Here is a 19,132-nt window from a genome sequence, read left to right as displayed (position 1 = left end):
GGGGCATTTTTTTTGTACTATATTTTAAAAAAAGATTAGATTAATATGGACAATCAACATCAGGAATATATGCAGATGGCAATCGAGTTATCTGTGCAAAATGTGAGTGAAAGCATTGGTGGGCCTTTTGGAGCTGTAGTAGTAAAAGATGGGAAGTTGATTGCCAAATCGGCAAATAAGGTAACTTCCACCAACGATCCAACTGCACATGCGGAGGTTTCGGCAATCAGGCTGGCCTGTACCGAATTAAATACTTTCGATTTAAGCGGCTGCGTAATTTACACCAGTTGCGAGCCTTGCCCAATGTGTTTAGGAGCAATTTATTGGGCAAAAATCGACACGATTTATTATGCAAATACCAAGGCTGATGCCGAGCACATTGGTTTTAGTGATAAATTTATATACGAAGAGCTAGACAAGCCCATGGAAAACAGAAGTCTGCCGGTTATCCAACTAATGCGTGACGAAGCCTTGGCAGCCTTTAAATTATGGGAAACCTCACCAATGAGGATAGAATATTAACTAGAAAAGATGCTGGACAACCAGCATCTTTTCTAGTTAAAAATGATTTATTTATTTGCTCGATTCCTTTGGGCCCAGTAAGCTAATCATCGAATCTATTTCTTTCACCACACCATCATCAGAGCCAGAGAAGCCCACAGCTTTAAACCTGATATTGCCATCCCCATCAATCACAAATTTGGTTGGGATTCCATCAACTTTATAGGCGCTTACCACATCAAATTTGGAAGGGTCTTTTACGTTTTTGGTATCGTACAGCACATTAAAATTGTATTTCTTCGCAGTAATAAAATCAGTTACCAATTTTTCTCTATTGTCTTCGGTTTGCCAAGTATTTACAAAAAGGAACACTACATTTGGATTACTGGCGTATTTGGTCAAGGCTTTTTGCATCCCTGGGAAAGAAGACACACATGGTCCACACCAGGTTGCCCAATAATCTAAAATTACAATCTTTCCTTTCAAACTGGCTAAACTTACCGTTTCTCCTTTAAGGTTAGTTAATGAAAATGCAGGCGCTGGAATATTGATCATTTTTTTTGTCCATTCTGCCCGCTCTTTTTCTAATGCTGCTTTTTCTAAATTGGCAAGATAAGTTTCATAAGTTCCATCTTTCTTTAGTTTAGTATAAAGCATTTTAAATTCGGTCTTTAACGAATCGTTGCCTTTACCATCTTTAATCAATTTTTCGGCCTCACTGTAAGCTTTATCATCTTGGCCATCCTTAATTAAATAAGTTACATAACGAGAAGATACATCAGGCGGAACATTAGCATACAAGGGTATAGCTTTTTCCTGCATGGCCAGCGCTTCTTTAAATTTCCCCTGATGATAAAGTAGCAACCCATAAGTATCAGCATACATACCATAAGCGCCGTCTAAATATTTGAGGTATTCTTCTTTAGTGTTGTAATATTTTGGCATCTCATCATTTCTTGATGCTTCTATCAGCTCTAGCGATTGCTTTGAAAGTTGTGCTGCAAGCGCTATATTCTCTTTTTTCTCAGCAGAAGGCCATGCAAAACTATTGTTATACAAACTTGCCCTAGTCATTTTGTCGGTAACTTTTTTGGCGTAATCCTGAAATTTCCCCAGATCCTTAGCTTTTACAGCACTGTTAGCCAGCATGCTATAAATTGAGTTCAAACTACTTAAATCTACTTTTTTACTTGGATCAAGTTTAAAGGCAGCGATCATTTCTTCGGCTTTTTGACCTTGTGCTGTGAAATCTTTTGTGCCGTAAAGTGCATTCATCCCGTCATTCCAAGCATAATTCCCAGTAGGATATTTTTTGAGAACAATAGTTTTAACCGAATCGGCCTGAGTTTTTTTCTTTAATAGTGAGTAAAGACTTATTACTGTGCCCAAATCTTCTTCTTTTGGTTCTTTTAGTTTCGATAATGCAGAAATATTCTCATTGATTAGTTTCGTTCCGTTGTCTTTATCCGCTTTGAACTCAAGCGACAGGTATTGGTTTAGGTTTTTCTTTTTCAATTCGGGCTTTAAAGCAAAAGCTTGTTTATATAACGAAACTGCTTTTTCAGGATCAATTGTAAGCCCGAGATAGTAATTCCCAGCTAATCCATATAAAAAAGCCTCGTTAAGATAAGCTTCAGCGGGTACTTTTCCTGCTTTGGTGAATTCTAAAATATAACCAGCAGGTGCTTCATCTTTTTTATCCCCAACAGAGAAAGCAAGCCCAACTATTGTAACACTATCAGGCGTAGAAACTTCTCCCTTATAAACCGAACCTTCCTTAACCAATTCTATCTTGGTATTTTTAGGGTTGGATTTTGAGAAAAAGGTATAAGCAGTACATTTTACATCTGCAAGATTTTCGAGATTGGTTCCCTTTGGTTCGTAAGTAAATTTAACGGTACTCCCTGCCGCAGGCTTATCAGCAGAAAATTGTACACCCTGTGCATTTACTGCTCCCGCAGCAAACACCAGTAAGAAAAGTAATTTTAAGGTTTTCATAATGAAAGGATTAAGTTTTAATTAGGTTAACTAAATATATAGTTTAATATTCATTTTTCATAGTTAATTTGTGTTAAATTTTAAGGAATAATTATTGTAGTATATTAAACATGAACTACGAACAAAAAATAACGGGCGAATTAGATTTCTGGAAGTTTAAAACCTTGCAGAAACCTTCACTTTTTAATAAGGTAACCGATAAAGTTCAGAAGAAAATAAACAGTTATATCCCTGATAAGGTTCATAACGCCATAACCTCCGCCATAAAACAGATGGTTAAAGCTGTGCTTTTTGGCTCAACATTCACCACATCAAAACCCGTTATCAATTTAACCTTGATGCACCGCGAAGCATTAATTAAGCAAAAGATAGAAAATTATAAGAAAACAGGTGCTGCTGAAGGTGGAATTACAGGTGCAGGAGGTTTTTTAATGAGCCTGGCTGATTTTCCACTGTTGCTGGGCATAAAGATGAAGATGCTTTTTGATATTGCTGCCGTTTATGGATACGATGTTAAAGATTACCGCGAACGTTTATATATTTTACATATCTTCCAACTGGCTTTTTCAAGTAAAGAAGAAAGCCAGAATATTTTCATGAAAATGCAGGATTGGGATGATAAAGCCCATCAATTGCCAACCAACATTGATGAATTTGACTGGCTTACCTTCCAACAGCAATACCGTGATTATATTGATTTAGCAAAACTTGCGCAAATGCTTCCATTTGTGGGTGCAGCAGTTGGTGCAGTTGCCAATTATAAACTAATTGAAAAACTGGGCAAAACAGCCATGATGAGTTACCGGATGCGGTATTTTAGTCTTCAGTCTATAGTCCTTAGTCATGAGTCGACTAACGACTTTAGACTCAAGACTGGAGACTAACTAATCCTCTTCTTCAAACATTCCGCCAATGAGGTCATCTGTTTCCCGTCGATCTTTTTTAGTCGGACGGCCAGTACCTCTATCGCGTTTTAGATTTGGTGCATGAAACATCGATTTAAAAGCATGCGTTTCTTCAACTGGCGTTAAATCTTTGTATTTTGTTAAAGCCGTTGGCGAATCTGTTCTGTTATACGAAAGTTCTACCACCTCGATAATTTTCTTTTCGATCCCTTTCGATACCTGATAAATTTCACCCACTTTTACAATAGCCGAAGGCTTAATATTCTGCCCTTTGAGTTTCACCCTACCCGCTTTACAGGCATCAGTAGCCAGGCTCCGTGTTTTAAATAACCTGATTGCCCATAAATATTTATCTATCCTAAGTTTTTCTGTCTCTGTCATAAAGTTTCAAAAATACATATTTAGGTTAATTGTAGAAACTGGTTAATTGGTTAACTGTTATATGCGCCTAACCACAATTAACTAGTTTAAACGATTTAAACAATTAACCTATCTACAAAACAATTTAAACAATTAACCATTTAATAAGCAAAAATTGATTTATTTTGCGTAAAATTTAAAAACATCATGTATTCAGATTTAAAGAAATTAATTGAAGCCGCTTGGGAGGATAGAACCCTTTTAAAATACAGTAACTATTGCGAAGCCATTGAAGCCGTTATTATGGGCCTTGATAAAGGTGAAATCCGTGTTGCTGAGCCAGTTTTAAACTCTTGGGGCATTAATGAATGGGTAAAGAAAGCGGTAATTTTATATTTCCCAATTCGCGAGATGAAAGAAATTAAAAGCGGTCCTTTTGTTTACCACGATAAAATGGATTTAAAAACCGATTATAAAACAACTGGTGTACGTGTTGTGCCTATGGCAAGTGCACGTTATGGTTCGTTTTTAGCAAAAGGTGTAATCATGATGCCATCGTACGTAAACATTGGCGCTTATGTTGATGAAGGTACTATGGTTGATACCTGGGCAACAGTTGGTTCTTGTGCACAAATTGGTAAACGCGTTCACTTAAGTGGTGGTGTGGGTATTGGTGGTGTATTAGAGCCTGTACAAGCTGCTCCTGTAATTATTGAAGATGATTGTTTCTTGGGTTCAAGAGCTATTGTTGTAGAAGGAGTTAAATTAGAAAAAGAAGTTGTTTTGGGCGCAAATGTGGTGTTAACAGCATCAACTAAAATCATTGATGTTACTGGCCCTACCCCAGTAGAATATAAAGGAATTGTTCCTGCACGTTCGGTTGTAATACCAGGAAGTTATACTAAAAAATTCCCTGCTGGCGAATTTCAGGTACCTTGTGCTTTAATTATTGGTAAACGTAAAGAAAGTACAGATAAGAAAACTTCGCTTAACGACGCGTTAAGAGAAAATAATGTAGCGGTTTAAGCTGAAAGCAAAAAGGTGAAAGCTGAAAGCGAAACTCAAACTCAAAAAGCCGAAAGTACCGAACTTGAGCAATCAAGCTTTAGTCTTTCGGCTTTAAGCTTTCCACTCAAAATAGGATACGATGGCAAGCGTGCGGCGAATAACTTAACAGGATTAGGTAATTACAGCCGGTCTTTAATTGAGCATTTGGCACATCAATTTCCTCAACACCAATATTTGGTGTACGCTCCAAAAGTAAAATCAGCTAAACAGATTGATGCTTTTTTCGAAAAAGATAATATCGAGCTTAAATTACCTCAAAATGGCAGTTTCCTTTGGAGGAGCTTAAATATCTTAAAAGATCTCGTTCGTGATGAGGTTCAGATTTATCATGGACTCAGTCATGAAATCCCTTTCGCCATTGAGCATACCCGGATTAAAGCGATCGTTACCATCCATGATTTAATCTTCCTTCGTTTTCCTCAGTATTATAAATTTATCGACAGGAAATTATATGAATGGAAAAGCAAGTCTGCTTGCAAACGGGCTAGTAAGATTATCGCCATCAGCGAAAAAACAAAGGAAGATATCATTGATCTTTATGGAATTAATCCAGAGAAGATCGAAGTGATTTACCAAAGCTGCGATGATAGTTTTAAAACACCCTTCCCGAAAGAAACATTGAGCAGAATTAGGGCAACCTATAAGCTGCCTGAGAAATACATTCTGAACGTTGGTACCATTGAAGAACGGAAAAATCTAAAATTGGCTGTTCAGGCCCTAAAAGAGGTAAATAAAGATTATAAGTTAGTAGTGATAGGCAAACAAACAGCTTATTTTAAAACAGTTGAAAAAGAAATAGAAAAGCTTGGCCTTAAAAACAGGATCTTATTCTTAAAAAATATACCTTTTGCCGATCTGCCTGGTATTTATCAAATGGCAGGTGTTTTTGTTTATCCTTCCTTTTACGAAGGTTTTGGCATCCCGATTATTGAGGCCCTATATTCTTCGGTTCCTGTAGTTGCAGCAACCGGGTCGTGCCTGGAAGAAGCTGGCGGCCCTGATAGTTTATACATCTCACCAACAGATGCCAATGCTTTAGCTAAAGCGATCAATCAGATTGTAGAAAATCCTCAGCTTCAAAAAGAAATGAAAGAAAAAGGGCTGGAATTTGTTCAAAAATTCAACAGTCCTGTAGTTACTCAGCAATTAATGGATTGCTATTTAACGCTCTAAAATCCCCTTCCACTACGCTCAAGGTGACTGCCATAGGGATACCATTTCTAAGTTATCACTACAATCTGTCCCAATTTAAACCTGACATTCGCGGAAAGCCCACAATCCGATCCTTTACCGATGAATCGGCACTAAACTAGCATCGGATGAGGACTTGGAGCATTGGCAGGACTAACGACTGATAGTAGCACTACCCCTGCTTTTCAAATATAAAAAACTCAATTTCAGCAAATCGATAGTTCTTTTTATTAAAAACAATAAAATCTTATGGGCCCTAATAAAGAAAAAGGGCTGCAATTTCTTTTGAAATTGTTCAGCCCTTAATCATCAGCAATTCATACGTTGCTATTTAGATCTTTTAACGTAACAGCCTAAACTTTATTTAGCAGCTGTAACGTTTGGCGGATATTGTGCCAATATTTCTTTTACACCTGTGTATAAGCGCTCTTCTCTTTTATTAAAGCTATCCAGATTAAAACCAGATCCTTGTCCATGCCAGAATAAAATCTTTTTAGCAGGATCTAAGAAATCGATAATAATTGTACCTTCAATATATTGGTTTACGTAGGTTCCACCGCCGCCCCAGAATGGATTTCCCCAGCCGCCACGCCAGCCCCATCCCCAGCCACCATAGTAACCTGGTCCATAAACATCTGTTTTTTCTCGGGCAACCACCACCAAATTAACCAATAAATCAGGTCGATCTGATTTGGTAAACCCTTTTGCATTCATTTCAGATTCAACCGCAGCAATTAATCTGCGTTTATCCAGATTATTAAGCTTAACCCTTGTAATACCTTTATCGTAAAAGTTGTAAGTTTTGTAGCCGCTTAAATCAACATTTTTATCGTAATCTGATGCGGTGCGGAGTGTTGTACATCCTGCTAATGCCAATACCACTGTAAAAAGTATTAATAATTTTTGTGTTGTTCTCATTTTGTGCGCTGTTGTATAAATAACCTGACATAAATATAACGATTTTGGGAACCAAACGGCAAATCATTTAACATTTTTTACAATCAGATTGTTATCTGTAAAACGATTTCTGTTTGATTATGTTTTGACGCTATGTATCTATGAATAAATATTTTACAATTGGATTAAATCGTTGAAAAGTAAATGGAGGGTATTCTGACAAGATCTGTTTTACAGCCATCAGATAGCTGTCAGCCTTAGGATTAGAATGGTAAAATGTGTATCGAAGTTTTTCCTCTATCACTTCCTTATAAACTTCGTCGAATAAATTAACTTTGTAACATGTTAAGAGACGAGATTAATAAAGCTTTTGAAGTATTAAAATCAGGAGGAGTTATTCTATATCCAACGGATACCATTTGGGGCTTGGGCTGCGATGCAAGTAACCCTGAGGCAGTAGATAAATTACTAAAGATAAAAAATCGCCCTGCCGAAAAGAGTTTAATCGTATTATTGGATGTAGATAGCAAACTGCAAAGTTATGTAGCGGAAATCCCTGATGTGGCTTATGATTTAATTGAATATGCAGAAAACCCCTTAACCATTATTTTCTCTGGGGCAAAAAACTTAGCACCAAACGTAATCAATGCGGATGGAAGCGTGGGGATCAGAATTGTTAAACACGATTTTTGCACACCATTAATCCAACGCTTTAGAAAACCCATTGTTTCTACCTCTGCAAATTTAAGCGGACAGCCATCGCCAAAATTCTTTGACGATATAGCACCTGAAATTATTGATGCTGTTGATTATGTGGTAGATTTCGAACAAGAAAATCGAACCAACAGAAAACCATCAACTATTATGAAACTTTCTCCTAGCGGACAATTTGAGTTTATTAGGAAGTAATTTTATTACTTTTGTAATTCTTATTGTCATCCTGAGGCACGAAGGATCTGTTTAAAGCTTACAGACTCTTTCTAAGCTCAGCATGACGAAGCAATTTTTATGCAGCAACACCTACAAAACCCCATATTTAAAACCTTATCCTCAATTGCCGATAAGCACAATACCGAAGCGTATGTAATCGGAGGCTTTGTTCGCGATTTATTTTTAGATCGTCCTTCAAAAGATATTGATGTGGTTGTTGTGGGCAGTGGAATAGCATATGCTGAAGCGGTAGGCAGAAAACTAAACACCAAAGTTGCTGTTTTTAAAAATTTTGGTACAGCAAATATTAAATATCAGGATTTAGAAGTCGAATTTGTAGGCGCCAGAAAAGAATCTTACCGTTCTGATTCGCGTAAGCCAATTGTTGAAGATGGCACCTTAGAAGATGACCAGCTGCGCAGAGATTTTACCATTAATGCTTTAGCCATTAATTTAAACGCTGATCATTTTGGCGAACTGTTAGATCCATTTGAAGGCATTAAAGATTTAGAAAATAAGCTGATCCGTACCCCACTTGATCCAGAAATTACTTTTTCTGACGATCCGTTGCGCATGATGCGTGCAATCCGCTTTGCTTCGCAGCTTAATTTTAACATCGATCCAGCTGCCCTAAATGCCATTAAAACGCAAAAGCAGCGTATTATCATTGTATCAAAAGAGCGGATTACGGATGAGATGAATAAAATCATCCTCTCTAAAAAACCTTCGGTAGGCTTTAAACACCTTTTTGATACAGGCTTATTACAGCTCATTTTCCCTCAAATGGCACAGCTTTATGGTGTAGAGATTATTAAAGGAAAGGGGCATAAAGATAATTTTTACCATACGCTGGAAGTATTGGATAACATCTGTGCTGATACTGATGATTTATGGTTGCGTTGGGCTGCAATTTTACACGATATTGCCAAACCTGCTACCAAACGTTTTGAAGAAGGTCATGGCTGGACATTCCACGGACATGAAGACAGAGGAGCCAGAATGGTTCCTAAAATATTTGCACAGCTAAAACTTCCGCTAAACGAAAAGATGAAGTACGTACAAAAATTGGTGCAACTTCATTTACGCCCAATTGTTCTGGCGCAGGAAACCGTTACAGATTCTGCCGTGAGGCGATTACTTTTTGATGCCGGAGAAGAAATTGAAAGTTTGATGTTGCTTTGCAATGCCGATGTAACCACCAAAAACGAATACAAAAAAACGAAATACAGAAACAACTTTGAACTGGTTAAACAAAAGCTTAAAGATGTAGAAGAACGCGATAAAATTAGAAATTGGCAACCCCCTATTTCAGGAAACGATATCATGGAAACTTTCGATCTTGATGCGGGAAAAGAAGTTGGCCTAATTAAAAATGCCATCCGCGAAGCCATATTAGAGGGCGAGATTACAAACGACTATCAAGAAGCATTTAATTTTATGCTAAACCTGGCAAAACAAATGGGATTAAATCCTGTTAATAAATAATTTAATTGCTAAAACACTGTAATTAAGATGTCTTTTATGGCATTTGATATTTGTGGTAATTATAAATTAACTTTATTTTTACGGTTCCAAAACACTATAATGGCTATTTATAAATTTAGAATTACTTTCGAAGATTTTGATGATGTTGTGAGAGAGATCGACATTAAATCAAACCAAACATTTGAAGACCTGCATAAGGCTATCCACAGATCTACGGGTTATAATGCTGAAAAATCTTCCTCTTTTTACGTAAGCACCGATAATTGGTTAAAGGGTGATGAAATTGCTTATTTACCAAGCGAACGTAAAAAAGACCGCGTAGTTTTGATGGAGAATTCTAAACTAAGTGGTTTTATTGAAGATCCACATCAAAAGTTTTATTATATCTATAATTTCGATCGCCCATATGATTTTCATGTGGAACTGGTAAAAATAATTTTAGATGCCGATCCAAATATCGAATACCCATTTTTGGCCAAAAGCAGTGGCGAAGCACCTAAAATTTTCGAAAGCAGCAATGTACCTATCGCCGATCCTGGAGCAACTGTTGGTGCAGTGGCAGGTGAATTTGATTTCTTAAACGAAATGAATTTTGTTCCTGAAGATACAGATGAACTGGAAGCCATGGGCGAAATGGGAATCAATGAAGAAGAAAGAGACGAAGAAAATGAGAGCGAAAGCGATGAATTTGGAGATGAGTTTTCTGATAGCGACAACTTCGAAGATGATAGTCACAAAGATGATTATTAATTAGCAACAAAATAATAAATGCAAAAAGCTGCCAAATATTTAAATTTGGCAGCTTTTATTTTATACCCCTATGCATCACCCAAAAACCTTAATATCCATCGTTGGTCCGACAGCAATTGGAAAAACAGCCCTGGCTATTCAACTGGCTCAACATTTTGGTACAGAAATTATTTCTGCCGATTCCCGTCAGTTTTTTAAGGAAATGGCTATAGGCACGGCAAAACCTGCTGCAGACGAGTTAGCTGCAGCCAAACATCACTTCATTAATTCACATTCGGCTTCACAACTGTTTAGCACAGGCGATTTTGAAATAGAAGCTTTAAGAACGCTCAATCGAATTTTTAAAGACCACGACCTGGCCATTATGGTTGGGGGCTCGGGTTTATATGTAAATGCCTTAATTAATGGTTTAGATGAAATGCCTGATATTGATTTAGCGATACGCGAAAGGCTGAATAAACAGCTTGAAGATGAAGGATTAACAAGTATTCAAAAACAGCTGGCAACATTAGATCCTGAATATTTCGCAAAGGTAGATCAACAAAATCCACAAAGAATGATCAGGGGTTTGGAGGTATTTTTATCAACAGGCCAAAAACTTTCGTCAATGCTATCGGCTACAAAAAAGGAAAGACCATTTAATATCATCAAAATCGGGCTTAATACCGATCGTGCTGTTCTATACGACCGAATTAACCGAAGAGTTGATAAAATGATTGCTGATGGTTTAGTAGACGAAGTAAAATCGCTAATATCATTTAAAAAATATAATGCTTTAAACACAGTAGGTTATAGTGAGCTTTTCGATTACCTAGACGGAAGATTATCTCTTGAGGATGCCATTACTGCAATTAAACAAAATACCCGTCGCTTTGCCAAGCGTCAGTTAACGTGGTTTAGAAGAGATGAGCAATTAAAGTGGTTTGAACCCAATCAAAGTGCAGAAATTATAAGCTTTGTAGAAGATAAAATAACGGCGAAATAAGAAAGGAGCATAAATGCTCCTTTCTTATACGATTAAAAGTCTTATTATTTATCCGGAAATTTTACACCTCTATACTGTGTAATATCAACTGTTGGAATGGTAGAGCCATATTTAGCATTAATGGCATCAATAAATACATTCGCAATTACTGCATTTCCACGTGGAGTTAAGTGAATACCATCCAACGAAAATGCACCACCCGTAATAAATGCAGCATTAATACCAACACTCTGAATATTTATTCCTGTTTTAACCTGATTAAAATAAGTATAAGTATCTGCTACAGCCAAACCTTTGCTTGTGGCTAAAGATTTAATGCTGCTATTGTAGCTATTTACATAATCTTTCACTTTAATTACTTCATCCTTATCCAATACCCATTTATTTTCGATTGGATTTAAGGGGTGTAAACCATAAGGAATACCAGCAGTGTTTGGTTTTCCAAATAAGCCTTCTGATTGAAATGGCAAACGGATTAAATCTTCTGCAGTTGCAGGCCTTATCGTACCTGTTCCAGTTTGGATATAAACAGCTGCCGCGGCTGGATTAATTGCTTTAGCGGCATTTAATAAAGCCGCCACCGTTACCGTATTAAAATAAGGAACAGCAGTTACATCAGGAATAGTACCAACTATACCTTTTTGGCCACCGGCAGTTAAAACATTTAAAAAATTAGCATATAAAGAAGAAAAAGTAACTTTATCTGTTAAAGCCGTTGTAGGATCGGTAGGTACTGTAACGGCACCGTTTAAGGCGTAACCCAATACATCATTATTTCCTAACCAAAGCGAGAAAAATGTATGGTTTCTTCCTTGAATAAACTGAAAATAATTGGTTTTACCTACCTGAGCATCTGTTAACAAACGTTCGAAATAAGGATTTGCAGCACTGAAAGTAAACGTCGGATCGAAGGCCAGATCTACTCGCATTCCTGGTATACCCAAGTTTTGAATTTCACCGCTATATTTGTCTAAATGTTTTGCTGCATCTCTTATGCCCAGTTTATCAATTACAGGCGTTAGCGTTGGTGTACCATTAACCAGTGCGGTTAAAGAAATATAACCTGAGCCATTTAAATGTTCTTCACTAAAAAACGGAGAGGTAAAAGCTCCGCCACCAACAGTAGCCATTTTGGCTGCCATTAAATTAGGGTAAGCCGCTTTCTGTCCTTCTAAATATAAACCGCCATCGGCAAAGCCAGAAGTTAAGGAGTTACCTACTGCAATGTATTTACTAAAATTAGCTTGTCCGGCGGTTGATCCTGCAGGAGTTTCTATTTCGGGTTTACAAGCTGCTGCAAAAAGGATGATAGCAGCAACGAAACTATTCAATATGTATCTTTTCATCTAAAATTCTCCTACCATTTATAAGTTAACGAAATACCTGGTGCATAAACCAAAGTTTTAAAGGTACCATCTAGGCCCGTTTCGATATTCTTTTGTTTACGCGATTTAACATCCTCAAAAAAGAACGATGCATTAACTTCAAAATGGCGGGTAGGCGTATAACCTAAACCAGCACTTAAAATATAACGGTCGGCATCAGGAGCTTCAGGCGTTACGTATCCATCCTGTACTGGAGAAAAGGCATAACCAACACCTGCTCTTAATGCTAATTTCTCTGATGCCTGATGGTTAATACCTAATTTAAACGAAGATCCATCACGATAATTGCGTGCAGATTTTGTATCAACGAGCGCGGGTGTATTGGTAGCATAATCAAAAGACAAATCCTGATAAATATGCCATTGTACCCAACTTGCATCAAAAGCTAAAACTGTACTTTTTGACAAGGGAATACCTACCCCCAAACTTGTAGTTGCTGGTAAAGGCAATTCGGCATTAAATGTATTTCCAGCTGGAAAAGATGATGTTAATGAGCCAGGAACTTCAAATTCTGCTGAACCACCGTTAAGCTTCGTAATTACCTTTGATTTATGTACGAGTGCAAAAGAAATATTGCTTAATGTTTTGATATATAAACCCGCATTCCACCCATAACCCGATCCGGTACCATCTAAGGTTGCTTTTCCCGAACGACCGTCAGGAAAATTTACAGGAATAGCTCTTTGAAGATTTACATCGCCATGGTTATAAACAAAACCAGCGCCTATACCAATACGATCGGTAATTTTTATACTTAAAGTTGGTTGAAAATAGATTGCTTTTAAATTTAATGAGGTTAAAGCATACTTACCAGACCAATTATCGCCCCAATCTACCAAACCGCCGAAAGGTGTATACACACCTAATCCTAACTTCCATTTATTTGATTTGGGGCCCCAAACAGCATAAAATTCGAAAGGAGGCGCTATTTTGTTCTTTACATCCTCTGTAACATTCGAACCTGTTTGTTTAAAAGCTGACTTAAATAATAATGGGTTAACACCTGCTGAAACTGAGTTTTTCTCCAAGAAAGTTACTGCACCTGGATTGTAAAATACGGAAGCCTCATCTAAAGCCAATGCAGAACCTGCACCAGCCATACCAATTTGTTTTTGTCCTTGTAAATTAACCTGGAAACCCTGCCCCAAAACCCAAAGTGGGGCAGAAAGTAATGCGCTCAATAAAATTTTTCTCATCTATATATGGTTAAAGAACAAATATATACTATGCTAACATAGCAAACAAACATTTGTTTGTAAGATTTTGAATAGTCTTACGCTTGAGCCGTTGGTCCGCCGAAGCCCATAGGAAAAGGTGGTTCTTCTTGAGTTTTAATACGTCCGTTTACGGCTTCGAATTTCTGAATATTATCTTCCAATGCTGATAATAAACGCTTTGCATGTTCTGGCGTTAAGATAATCCTTGATTTAACTTTTGCCTTTGGAATTCCAGGCATTACACGAATAAAATCTAATACGAATTCGGTATTAGAATGCGTAATGATGGCTAAGTTAGAGAAAATTCCTTCTGCGATTTCTTCTGATAACTCTATATTTAATTGATTCTCGTTTTGTTGTTCTTCCATAATAGCTCAAAAATAAAAAATTCCGCTGCTTAACAGCGGAATTAAAATATAATGTTTGAAATAAAATTAATTTAGTAGCGCTTCAAAAAGTTATTTTTCTAAAAAATCTAACGCTGCAATAGCTAATATTTTTTTATTGTCGGCAATAGCTGTTGCTTTTAGTTGTACATATTTTGCTGAAACTGCCTTTTTGAAATAATGGGTCCGTGGAATTAAACCTTGCACAATAAATTAATGAATTGGTAGGCCGCGATTACGCAAACGTTTGATAGAGTGTAATGATATGGATACGAAATAAATTATAAGAAATTGCAACAAAAAAGCCTTTTTTTAAAGGCTTAATAATTTTATCGATAAGAACTTAGACTGATTGAATAGAATCAATATATTTTAAATGCTGATATAGCTACTTGTTAATAAACATTAAAATAAATCCAATGGTGACTGCTATTTGGCCAACCCAAAAAATAGACATCCATTTTATTATATCAGCCTTCGAATTAGCTAAATCTTCTTTAGTAGCTAAAACTTCACGCTTGTTTTCAAATTCAGATTTAACTTCAGCTTTTACATACGAAACCAATTGCTCAGCCTCTTGCTCTCCGAGTTTAGCTTTTAAAAGTTGAATTTCAGTAACACTCATGTTAAATAAATTTATATAAAAATACAAAATCTTTGCCATACAAAAAAAGCCCCCCGATTTTATATCGGGGGGCTTAAAAATTACTGTTAGATTAAAATCTAAGCTTCTACTTCTTCTTGTTTCGAAGCTAATAATTTATCGTATTCTTCTTGAGAACCAACAATGATTCTTTCGTAACCACGTACACCAGTACCTGAAGGGATTAAGTGACCAACGATCACGTTTTCTTTCAAGCCTAACATATTATCGCGTTTACCTGCAATTGCTGCCTCATTTAATACTTTCGTAGTTTCCTGGAACGAAGCCGCAGAAATGAACGATTTAGTACCCAATGATGCACGTGTAATACCTTGTAAGATAGAACTTGCAGTTGCTGGTCTTGCATCTCTAACCGTGATCTGTTTTAAATCTTTACGTTTCAATTGAGAATTTTCGTCTCTTAATCTACGTAACGAAACTATCTGACCTGGTTTGATATCTGTCGCATCACCTGCATCTTCTACCACTTTCTTATCGTACATGGCATCATTCTCGTCGGCAAAATCCCAACGATCGACAGCATTATTTTCTAAGAAAATAGTATCACCTGGATCTTCAATGTGAACTTTCTGCATCATCTGGTGAACAATTACCTCGAAGTGCTTATCGTTAATTTTCACACCTTGTAAACGGTAAACCTCTTGAATACCATTTACTAAGTATTCTTGAACCGCTGCAGGGCCTTTAATTGATAAGATATCGGCAGGAGAAATTGATCCATCTGATAACGGCATACCCGCTTTCACAAAGTCATTATCCTGTACAAGGATGTGTTTAGACAATGGAACAAGGTATTTTTTAACTTCACCATCTTTCGATTCGATTGTGATTTCACGGTTACCACGTTTAACGCCACCTAAAGTTACCACACCATCAATCTCAGTTACTACAGCTGGGTTAGATGGGTTACGTGCTTCAAATAATTCCGTTACACGAGGTAAACCACCTGTAATATCTCGGGTTTTACCAGTTGCACGAGGAATCTTAGCGATAATCTGACCAGTTTGGATGGCTTCACCTTCATCAACTGAAACGTGGGCACCTACCGGAATGTTATAACCTTTAATGAATTCACCTTTTTTATCTACGATCTGAACTGAAGGGTTTTTAGTTTTATCACGTGTATCGATAATTACTTTTTCACGGTGACCAGTTTGCTCATCTGATTCTTCACGGAAGGTAACACCTTCAATAATGGCATCAAATTGTGCTTTACCGGCAAATTCTGAAAGAATAACCGCGTTGTACGGATCCCAAGAACAGATTTTATCACCTTTTGAAAGTTTATCACCTTCTTTTACGAATAAGAATGCACCGTAAGGAATGTTATTGGTTACAATGATACGTCCGGTTCCTGGTTCAACAATTTTGAACTCACCTGAACGACCTAATACTACCTGAACTGTACCTTCTTCTGTTTGTGTATCAACAGTACGGATATTTTCGAATTCGATTACACCATCAAACTTAGCTACGATGTTAGATTCTGCAGCGATGTTCGATGCAGTACCACCCACGTGGAAAGTACGAAGTGTTAACTGTGTACCCGGCTCACCGATTGATTGTGCTGCAATTACACCAACTGCCTCACCTCTTTGAACGCGTTTACCAGATGCTAAGTTACGACCGTAACATAATGCGCAAACACCACGTTTATTCTCACAAGTTAATACCGAACGAATTTCGATACCTTCTAATGGAGATTCTTCGATCAATTTAGCAACATCTTCGTTAATATCTTCACCTGCACTCACCAATAATGTGTTATCCAAAGGATTATAAACATCATGTAATGAAGTACGTCCTAAGATCCTGTCGTATAATGGCTCAACAATATCTTCCTGATCTTTTAACGCAGTTGTGTACATACCTCTTAAAGTACCGCAATCAACCGAGTTAACAATCATATCCTGTGCAACATCATGTAAACGACGGGTTAGGTAACCCGCATCAGCTGTTTTTAACGCTGTATCCGCCAAACCTTTACGCGCACCGTGGGTAGAGATAAAGTACTCTAATACCGATAAGCCTTCTTTAAAGTTTGATAAGATCGGGTTTTCAATAATATCACCACCTGAACCAGATTTTTGAGGTTTTGCCATCAAACCACGCATTCCGCAAAGCTGACGAATCTGCTCTTTCGAACCACGTGCTCCTGAATCAAGCATCATGTAAACTGAGTTAAAACCTTGGTTATCGCTAGATAACTGAGTCATAACGAAAGTAGTTAACCTGTTGTTGATACGGGTCCAGATATCGATAATCTGATTGTAACGCTCGTTGTTGGTAATGAAACCCATGTTATAGTTGTTTCTTACCTCTTCAACTTCTGCAGCTGCCTGTTCTAATAAAGTATGTTTTTCTACCGGAATGTTTACGTCTTGTAAGTTGAACGATAAACCTCCCTGGAATGCCATACGGAATCCTAATTCTTTGATATCATCTAAGAACTGAGAAGCACGAGCCATACCAGTCATTTTCACTACTTCACCAATAATATCTCTTAAAGATTTCTTGGTTAATAGTTCATTGATATAACCAACTTCTTCAGGAACCATCTGGTTGAATAATACTCTACCAACAGTTGTTTCAGTTAATTTATTAACGATCGATCCATCATTTTGCTTAACATTTACCCTTACTTTGATAAATGCATGCAAGTCTAATTCTTTCTCGTTATAAGCAATAATTACTTCTTCCGGAGAATAAAAATTCGAATCTTGTCCTTTTACAACACGAGTTTCATCTGTTCTACGGCCTTTAGTAATGTAATAAAGACCCAAAACCATATCCTGTGATGGTACTGTAATTGGCGTACCGTTTGCAGGGTTTAAGATGTTATGTGCCGCAAGCATCAAAACCTGGGCTTCCAAAATTGCTGCGTTACCTAACGGTAAGTGGACAGCCATCTGGTCACCATCAAAATCGGCGTTGAATGCAGTACAAACTAATGGGTGTAACTGAATTGCTTTTCCTTCAATTAATTTTGGTTGGAAAGCCTGAATACCTAATCTGTGTAAGGTAGGTGCACGGTTTAATAATACCGGGTGACCTTTTAATACATTTTCTAAGATATCCCAAACTAATGGATCTTTTCTATCAACGATTTTCTTAGCAGATTTAACTGTTTTTACCACACCACGCTCAATCATCTTACGAATAATGAACGGTTTGTAAAGTTCAGCAGCCATATCTTTAGGAATACCGCACTCGTGTAATTTAAGGCTAGGCCCTACAACAATTACCGAACGAGCTGAATAATCCACACGTTTACCTAATAAGTTCTGACGGAAACGACCTTGTTTACCTTTCAAAATATCTGAAAGTGATTTCAAAGCACGGTTACCTTCAGTTTTTACCGCGTTAACTTTACGTGAGTTATCGAATAACGAATCTACAGCTTCCTGTAACATACGTTTCTCGTTACGTAAAATTACTTCTGGCGCTTTAATCTCGATCAAACGTTTTAAACGGTTGTTACGGATAATTACACGACGGTATAAATCATTTAAATCTGAAGTAGCGAAACGACCACCTTCTAATGGTACTAAAGGACGTAATTCTGGTGGAATAACCGGAACGATTTTAACAATCATCCACTCAGGGCGATTCTCAATACGTGTATTAGCACCACGGAAAGCTTCAACAACCTGAAGGCGTTTTAAAGCCTCATTTTTACGTTGTTGAGAAGTTTCGTTAGCAGCCTGGTGACGTAAATCATAAGATAAAGTATCTAAATCAATACGTTTTAATAAATCTTCTAATGCTTCAGCACCCATTTTGGCGATGAATTTATTAGGATCTTTATCATCTAAGTATTGGTTTTCTTTAGGTAATTTATCTAAGATATCTAAATATTCTTCTTCCGTTAAGAAGTCCATATAGTTGATACCTTCTTCAGCCATTAAGCCTGATTGAATAACTACGTAACGCTCGTAATAGATAATTAAATCTAATTTTTTAGTAGGTAAACCTAATAAATAACCGATTTTATTTGGTAAAGAGCGGAAGTACCAGATGTGTGCAACAGGAACCACCAAAGCAATGTGGCCCATACGCTCACGACGTACTTTTTTCTCCGTTACTTCAACACCACAACGATCGCAAACAATACCTTTATAACGGATACGTTTGTATTTACCGCAATGACATTCGTAATCTTTTACCGGACCAAAAATACGCTCACAGAACAAACCATCACGCTCAGGTTTGTAAGTACGGTAGTTAATGGTTTCTGGTTTCAACACCTCACCGCTCGAACGTTCCAAAATAATTTCTGGAGACGATAAGCTAATCGTGATTGATGTGAAATTGCTTTTTAATTTATTATCCTTTTTGTAAGACATACTTTTTAAGGTTAAAGCGGAAAGCTTAAAGACCAAAGCCGCTTTGAGCTTTAGTCTTTATGCT

At 37.2% G+C, this 19,132-nt stretch carries 16 protein-coding genes; 8 read left to right on the top strand and 8 right to left on the bottom strand.

Annotated features, from left to right (window positions below; genetic code table 11):
- Positions 1 to 45 precede the first annotated feature (45 nt).
- The gene (locus tag EZ456_RS03175) at positions 46 to 522 is read left to right on the top strand and encodes a nucleoside deaminase (RefSeq protein ID WP_131032660.1); all 477 of its coding nucleotides are present in this window, start codon (positions 46 to 48) and stop codon (positions 520 to 522) included.
- Between the two features lie 51 nt (positions 523 to 573).
- Here EZ456_RS03175 and EZ456_RS03170 read toward each other — a convergent pair whose 3' ends face one another.
- Positions 574 to 2,499, bottom strand: coding sequence for a redoxin domain-containing protein (locus EZ456_RS03170; protein WP_131527223.1), 1,926 nt, complete (start codon positions 2,497 to 2,499; stop codon positions 574 to 576).
- 110 nt (positions 2,500 to 2,609) lie between these two features.
- Here EZ456_RS03170 and EZ456_RS03165 point away from each other — a divergent pair, with 110 nt between their 5' ends.
- Positions 2,610 to 3,383, top strand: coding sequence for an EcsC family protein (locus tag EZ456_RS03165; protein WP_131527221.1), 774 nt, complete (start codon positions 2,610 to 2,612; stop codon positions 3,381 to 3,383).
- Here EZ456_RS03165 and EZ456_RS03160 read toward each other — a convergent pair whose 3' ends face one another.
- Positions 3,384 to 3,785: an RNA-binding S4 domain-containing protein gene (locus EZ456_RS03160; protein WP_131527219.1), complete on the bottom strand. Its 402-nt coding sequence runs from the start codon at positions 3,783 to 3,785 to the stop codon at positions 3,384 to 3,386.
- 186 nt (positions 3,786 to 3,971) lie between these two features.
- On the opposite strand from EZ456_RS03160, the gene EZ456_RS03155 reads away from it, so the two are divergent.
- Both EZ456_RS03155 and EZ456_RS03150 read left to right on the top strand, forming a co-directional pair.
- On the top strand, positions 3,972 to 4,790 hold the full coding sequence (locus EZ456_RS03155) for a 2,3,4,5-tetrahydropyridine-2,6-dicarboxylate N-succinyltransferase (RefSeq protein WP_205945013.1): 819 nt from the start codon (positions 3,972 to 3,974) through the stop codon (positions 4,788 to 4,790).
- Positions 4,791 to 4,805: 15 nt separating this feature from the next.
- The gene (locus tag EZ456_RS03150; protein ID WP_131527215.1) at positions 4,806 to 6,005 is read left to right on the top strand and encodes a glycosyltransferase family 4 protein; all 1,200 of its coding nucleotides are present in this window, start codon (positions 4,806 to 4,808) and stop codon (positions 6,003 to 6,005) included.
- 378 nt (positions 6,006 to 6,383) lie between these two features.
- Here EZ456_RS03150 and EZ456_RS03145 read toward each other — a convergent pair whose 3' ends face one another.
- Positions 6,384 to 6,941 (bottom strand): DUF4136 domain-containing protein, encoded by a 558-nt coding sequence (locus EZ456_RS03145; RefSeq protein WP_131527213.1) that lies wholly within the window; start codon positions 6,939 to 6,941, stop codon positions 6,384 to 6,386.
- A gap of 321 nt (positions 6,942 to 7,262) precedes the next feature.
- On the opposite strand from EZ456_RS03145, the gene EZ456_RS03140 reads away from it, so the two are divergent.
- From EZ456_RS03140 to miaA, 4 genes are all read left to right on the top strand, one after another.
- A complete protein-coding gene (locus EZ456_RS03140) occupies positions 7,263 to 7,829 on the top strand; it encodes an L-threonylcarbamoyladenylate synthase (RefSeq protein WP_131527212.1) in 567 nt (188 codons plus the stop codon).
- Between the two features lie 99 nt (positions 7,830 to 7,928).
- On the top strand, positions 7,929 to 9,335 hold the full coding sequence (locus EZ456_RS03135) for a CCA tRNA nucleotidyltransferase (protein ID WP_131527211.1): 1,407 nt from the start codon (positions 7,929 to 7,931) through the stop codon (positions 9,333 to 9,335).
- Between the two features lie 99 nt (positions 9,336 to 9,434).
- Positions 9,435 to 10,085: an IS1096 element passenger TnpR family protein gene (locus tag EZ456_RS03130; protein ID WP_131527210.1), complete on the top strand. Its 651-nt coding sequence runs from the start codon at positions 9,435 to 9,437 to the stop codon at positions 10,083 to 10,085.
- A gap of 70 nt (positions 10,086 to 10,155) precedes the next feature.
- Complete coding sequence (gene miaA / locus EZ456_RS03125; RefSeq protein WP_131527209.1) at positions 10,156 to 11,070, top strand: tRNA (adenosine(37)-N6)-dimethylallyltransferase MiaA; 915 nt, start codon at positions 10,156 to 10,158, stop codon at positions 11,068 to 11,070.
- 44 nt (positions 11,071 to 11,114) lie between these two features.
- Here miaA and EZ456_RS03120 read toward each other — a convergent pair whose 3' ends face one another.
- The 5 genes from EZ456_RS03120 to rpoC all read right to left on the bottom strand — a co-directional run bounded on the left by EZ456_RS03120 (position 11,115) and on the right by rpoC (position 19,068).
- A complete protein-coding gene (locus EZ456_RS03120; RefSeq protein WP_131527208.1) occupies positions 11,115 to 12,416 on the bottom strand; it encodes an SGNH/GDSL hydrolase family protein in 1,302 nt (433 codons plus the stop codon).
- 11 nt (positions 12,417 to 12,427) lie between these two features.
- Positions 12,428 to 13,651 carry an OmpP1/FadL family transporter gene (locus EZ456_RS03115; protein ID WP_131527207.1) on the bottom strand — a complete coding sequence of 408 codons (1,224 nt, stop codon included), beginning with the start codon at positions 13,649 to 13,651 and terminating at the stop codon, positions 12,428 to 12,430.
- A 77-nt stretch (positions 13,652 to 13,728) separates the two neighbouring features.
- On the bottom strand, positions 13,729 to 14,040 hold the full coding sequence (locus EZ456_RS03110) for a DUF3467 domain-containing protein (protein WP_029279713.1): 312 nt from the start codon (positions 14,038 to 14,040) through the stop codon (positions 13,729 to 13,731).
- 406 nt (positions 14,041 to 14,446) lie between these two features.
- Positions 14,447 to 14,683 (bottom strand): hypothetical protein, encoded by a 237-nt coding sequence (locus EZ456_RS03105; RefSeq protein WP_131527206.1) that lies wholly within the window; start codon positions 14,681 to 14,683, stop codon positions 14,447 to 14,449.
- A 98-nt stretch (positions 14,684 to 14,781) separates the two neighbouring features.
- On the bottom strand, positions 14,782 to 19,068 hold the full coding sequence (gene rpoC / locus EZ456_RS03100; RefSeq protein WP_131527205.1) for a DNA-directed RNA polymerase subunit beta': 4,287 nt from the start codon (positions 19,066 to 19,068) through the stop codon (positions 14,782 to 14,784).
- Between the last annotated feature and the right edge of the window lie 64 nt (positions 19,069 to 19,132).

The sequence above is a fragment of the Pedobacter psychrodurus genome, from assembly GCF_004331735.1.
GTDB classification, from domain to species: Bacteria; Bacteroidota; Bacteroidia; order Sphingobacteriales; family Sphingobacteriaceae; genus Pedobacter; species Pedobacter psychrodurus.
This window is presented reverse-complemented; position numbering and strand designations above follow the sequence as displayed.

What these genes read in the sequence shown, in the direction of transcription:
- EZ456_RS03175 (WP_131032660.1), top strand. Translation starts at nt 46, where the DNA reads ATGGACAATCAACATCAGGAATATATGCAGATGGCAATCGAGTTATCT.
- EZ456_RS03170 (WP_131527223.1), bottom strand. Translation starts at nt 2,499, where the DNA reads ATGAAAACCTTAAAATTACTTTTCTTACTGGTGTTTGCTGCGGGAGCA.
- EZ456_RS03165 (WP_131527221.1), top strand. Translation starts at nt 2,610, where the DNA reads ATGAACTACGAACAAAAAATAACGGGCGAATTAGATTTCTGGAAGTTT.
- EZ456_RS03160 (WP_131527219.1), bottom strand. Translation starts at nt 3,785, where the DNA reads ATGACAGAGACAGAAAAACTTAGGATAGATAAATATTTATGGGCAATC.
- EZ456_RS03155 (WP_205945013.1), top strand. Translation starts at nt 3,972, where the DNA reads ATGTATTCAGATTTAAAGAAATTAATTGAAGCCGCTTGGGAGGATAGA.
- EZ456_RS03145 (WP_131527213.1), bottom strand. Translation starts at nt 6,941, where the DNA reads ATGAGAACAACACAAAAATTATTAATACTTTTTACAGTGGTATTGGCA.
- EZ456_RS03140 (WP_131527212.1), top strand. Translation starts at nt 7,263, where the DNA reads ATGTTAAGAGACGAGATTAATAAAGCTTTTGAAGTATTAAAATCAGGA.
- EZ456_RS03135 (WP_131527211.1), top strand. Translation starts at nt 7,929, where the DNA reads ATGCAGCAACACCTACAAAACCCCATATTTAAAACCTTATCCTCAATT.
- EZ456_RS03130 (WP_131527210.1), top strand. Translation starts at nt 9,435, where the DNA reads ATGGCTATTTATAAATTTAGAATTACTTTCGAAGATTTTGATGATGTT.
- miaA (WP_131527209.1), top strand. Translation starts at nt 10,156, where the DNA reads ATGCATCACCCAAAAACCTTAATATCCATCGTTGGTCCGACAGCAATT.
- EZ456_RS03120 (WP_131527208.1), bottom strand. Translation starts at nt 12,416, where the DNA reads ATGAAAAGATACATATTGAATAGTTTCGTTGCTGCTATCATCCTTTTT.
- EZ456_RS03115 (WP_131527207.1), bottom strand. Translation starts at nt 13,651, where the DNA reads ATGAGAAAAATTTTATTGAGCGCATTACTTTCTGCCCCACTTTGGGTT.
- EZ456_RS03110 (WP_029279713.1), bottom strand. Translation starts at nt 14,040, where the DNA reads ATGGAAGAACAACAAAACGAGAATCAATTAAATATAGAGTTATCAGAA.
- EZ456_RS03105 (WP_131527206.1), bottom strand. Translation starts at nt 14,683, where the DNA reads ATGAGTGTTACTGAAATTCAACTTTTAAAAGCTAAACTCGGAGAGCAA.
- rpoC (WP_131527205.1), bottom strand. Translation starts at nt 19,068, where the DNA reads ATGTCTTACAAAAAGGATAATAAATTAAAAAGCAATTTCACATCAATC.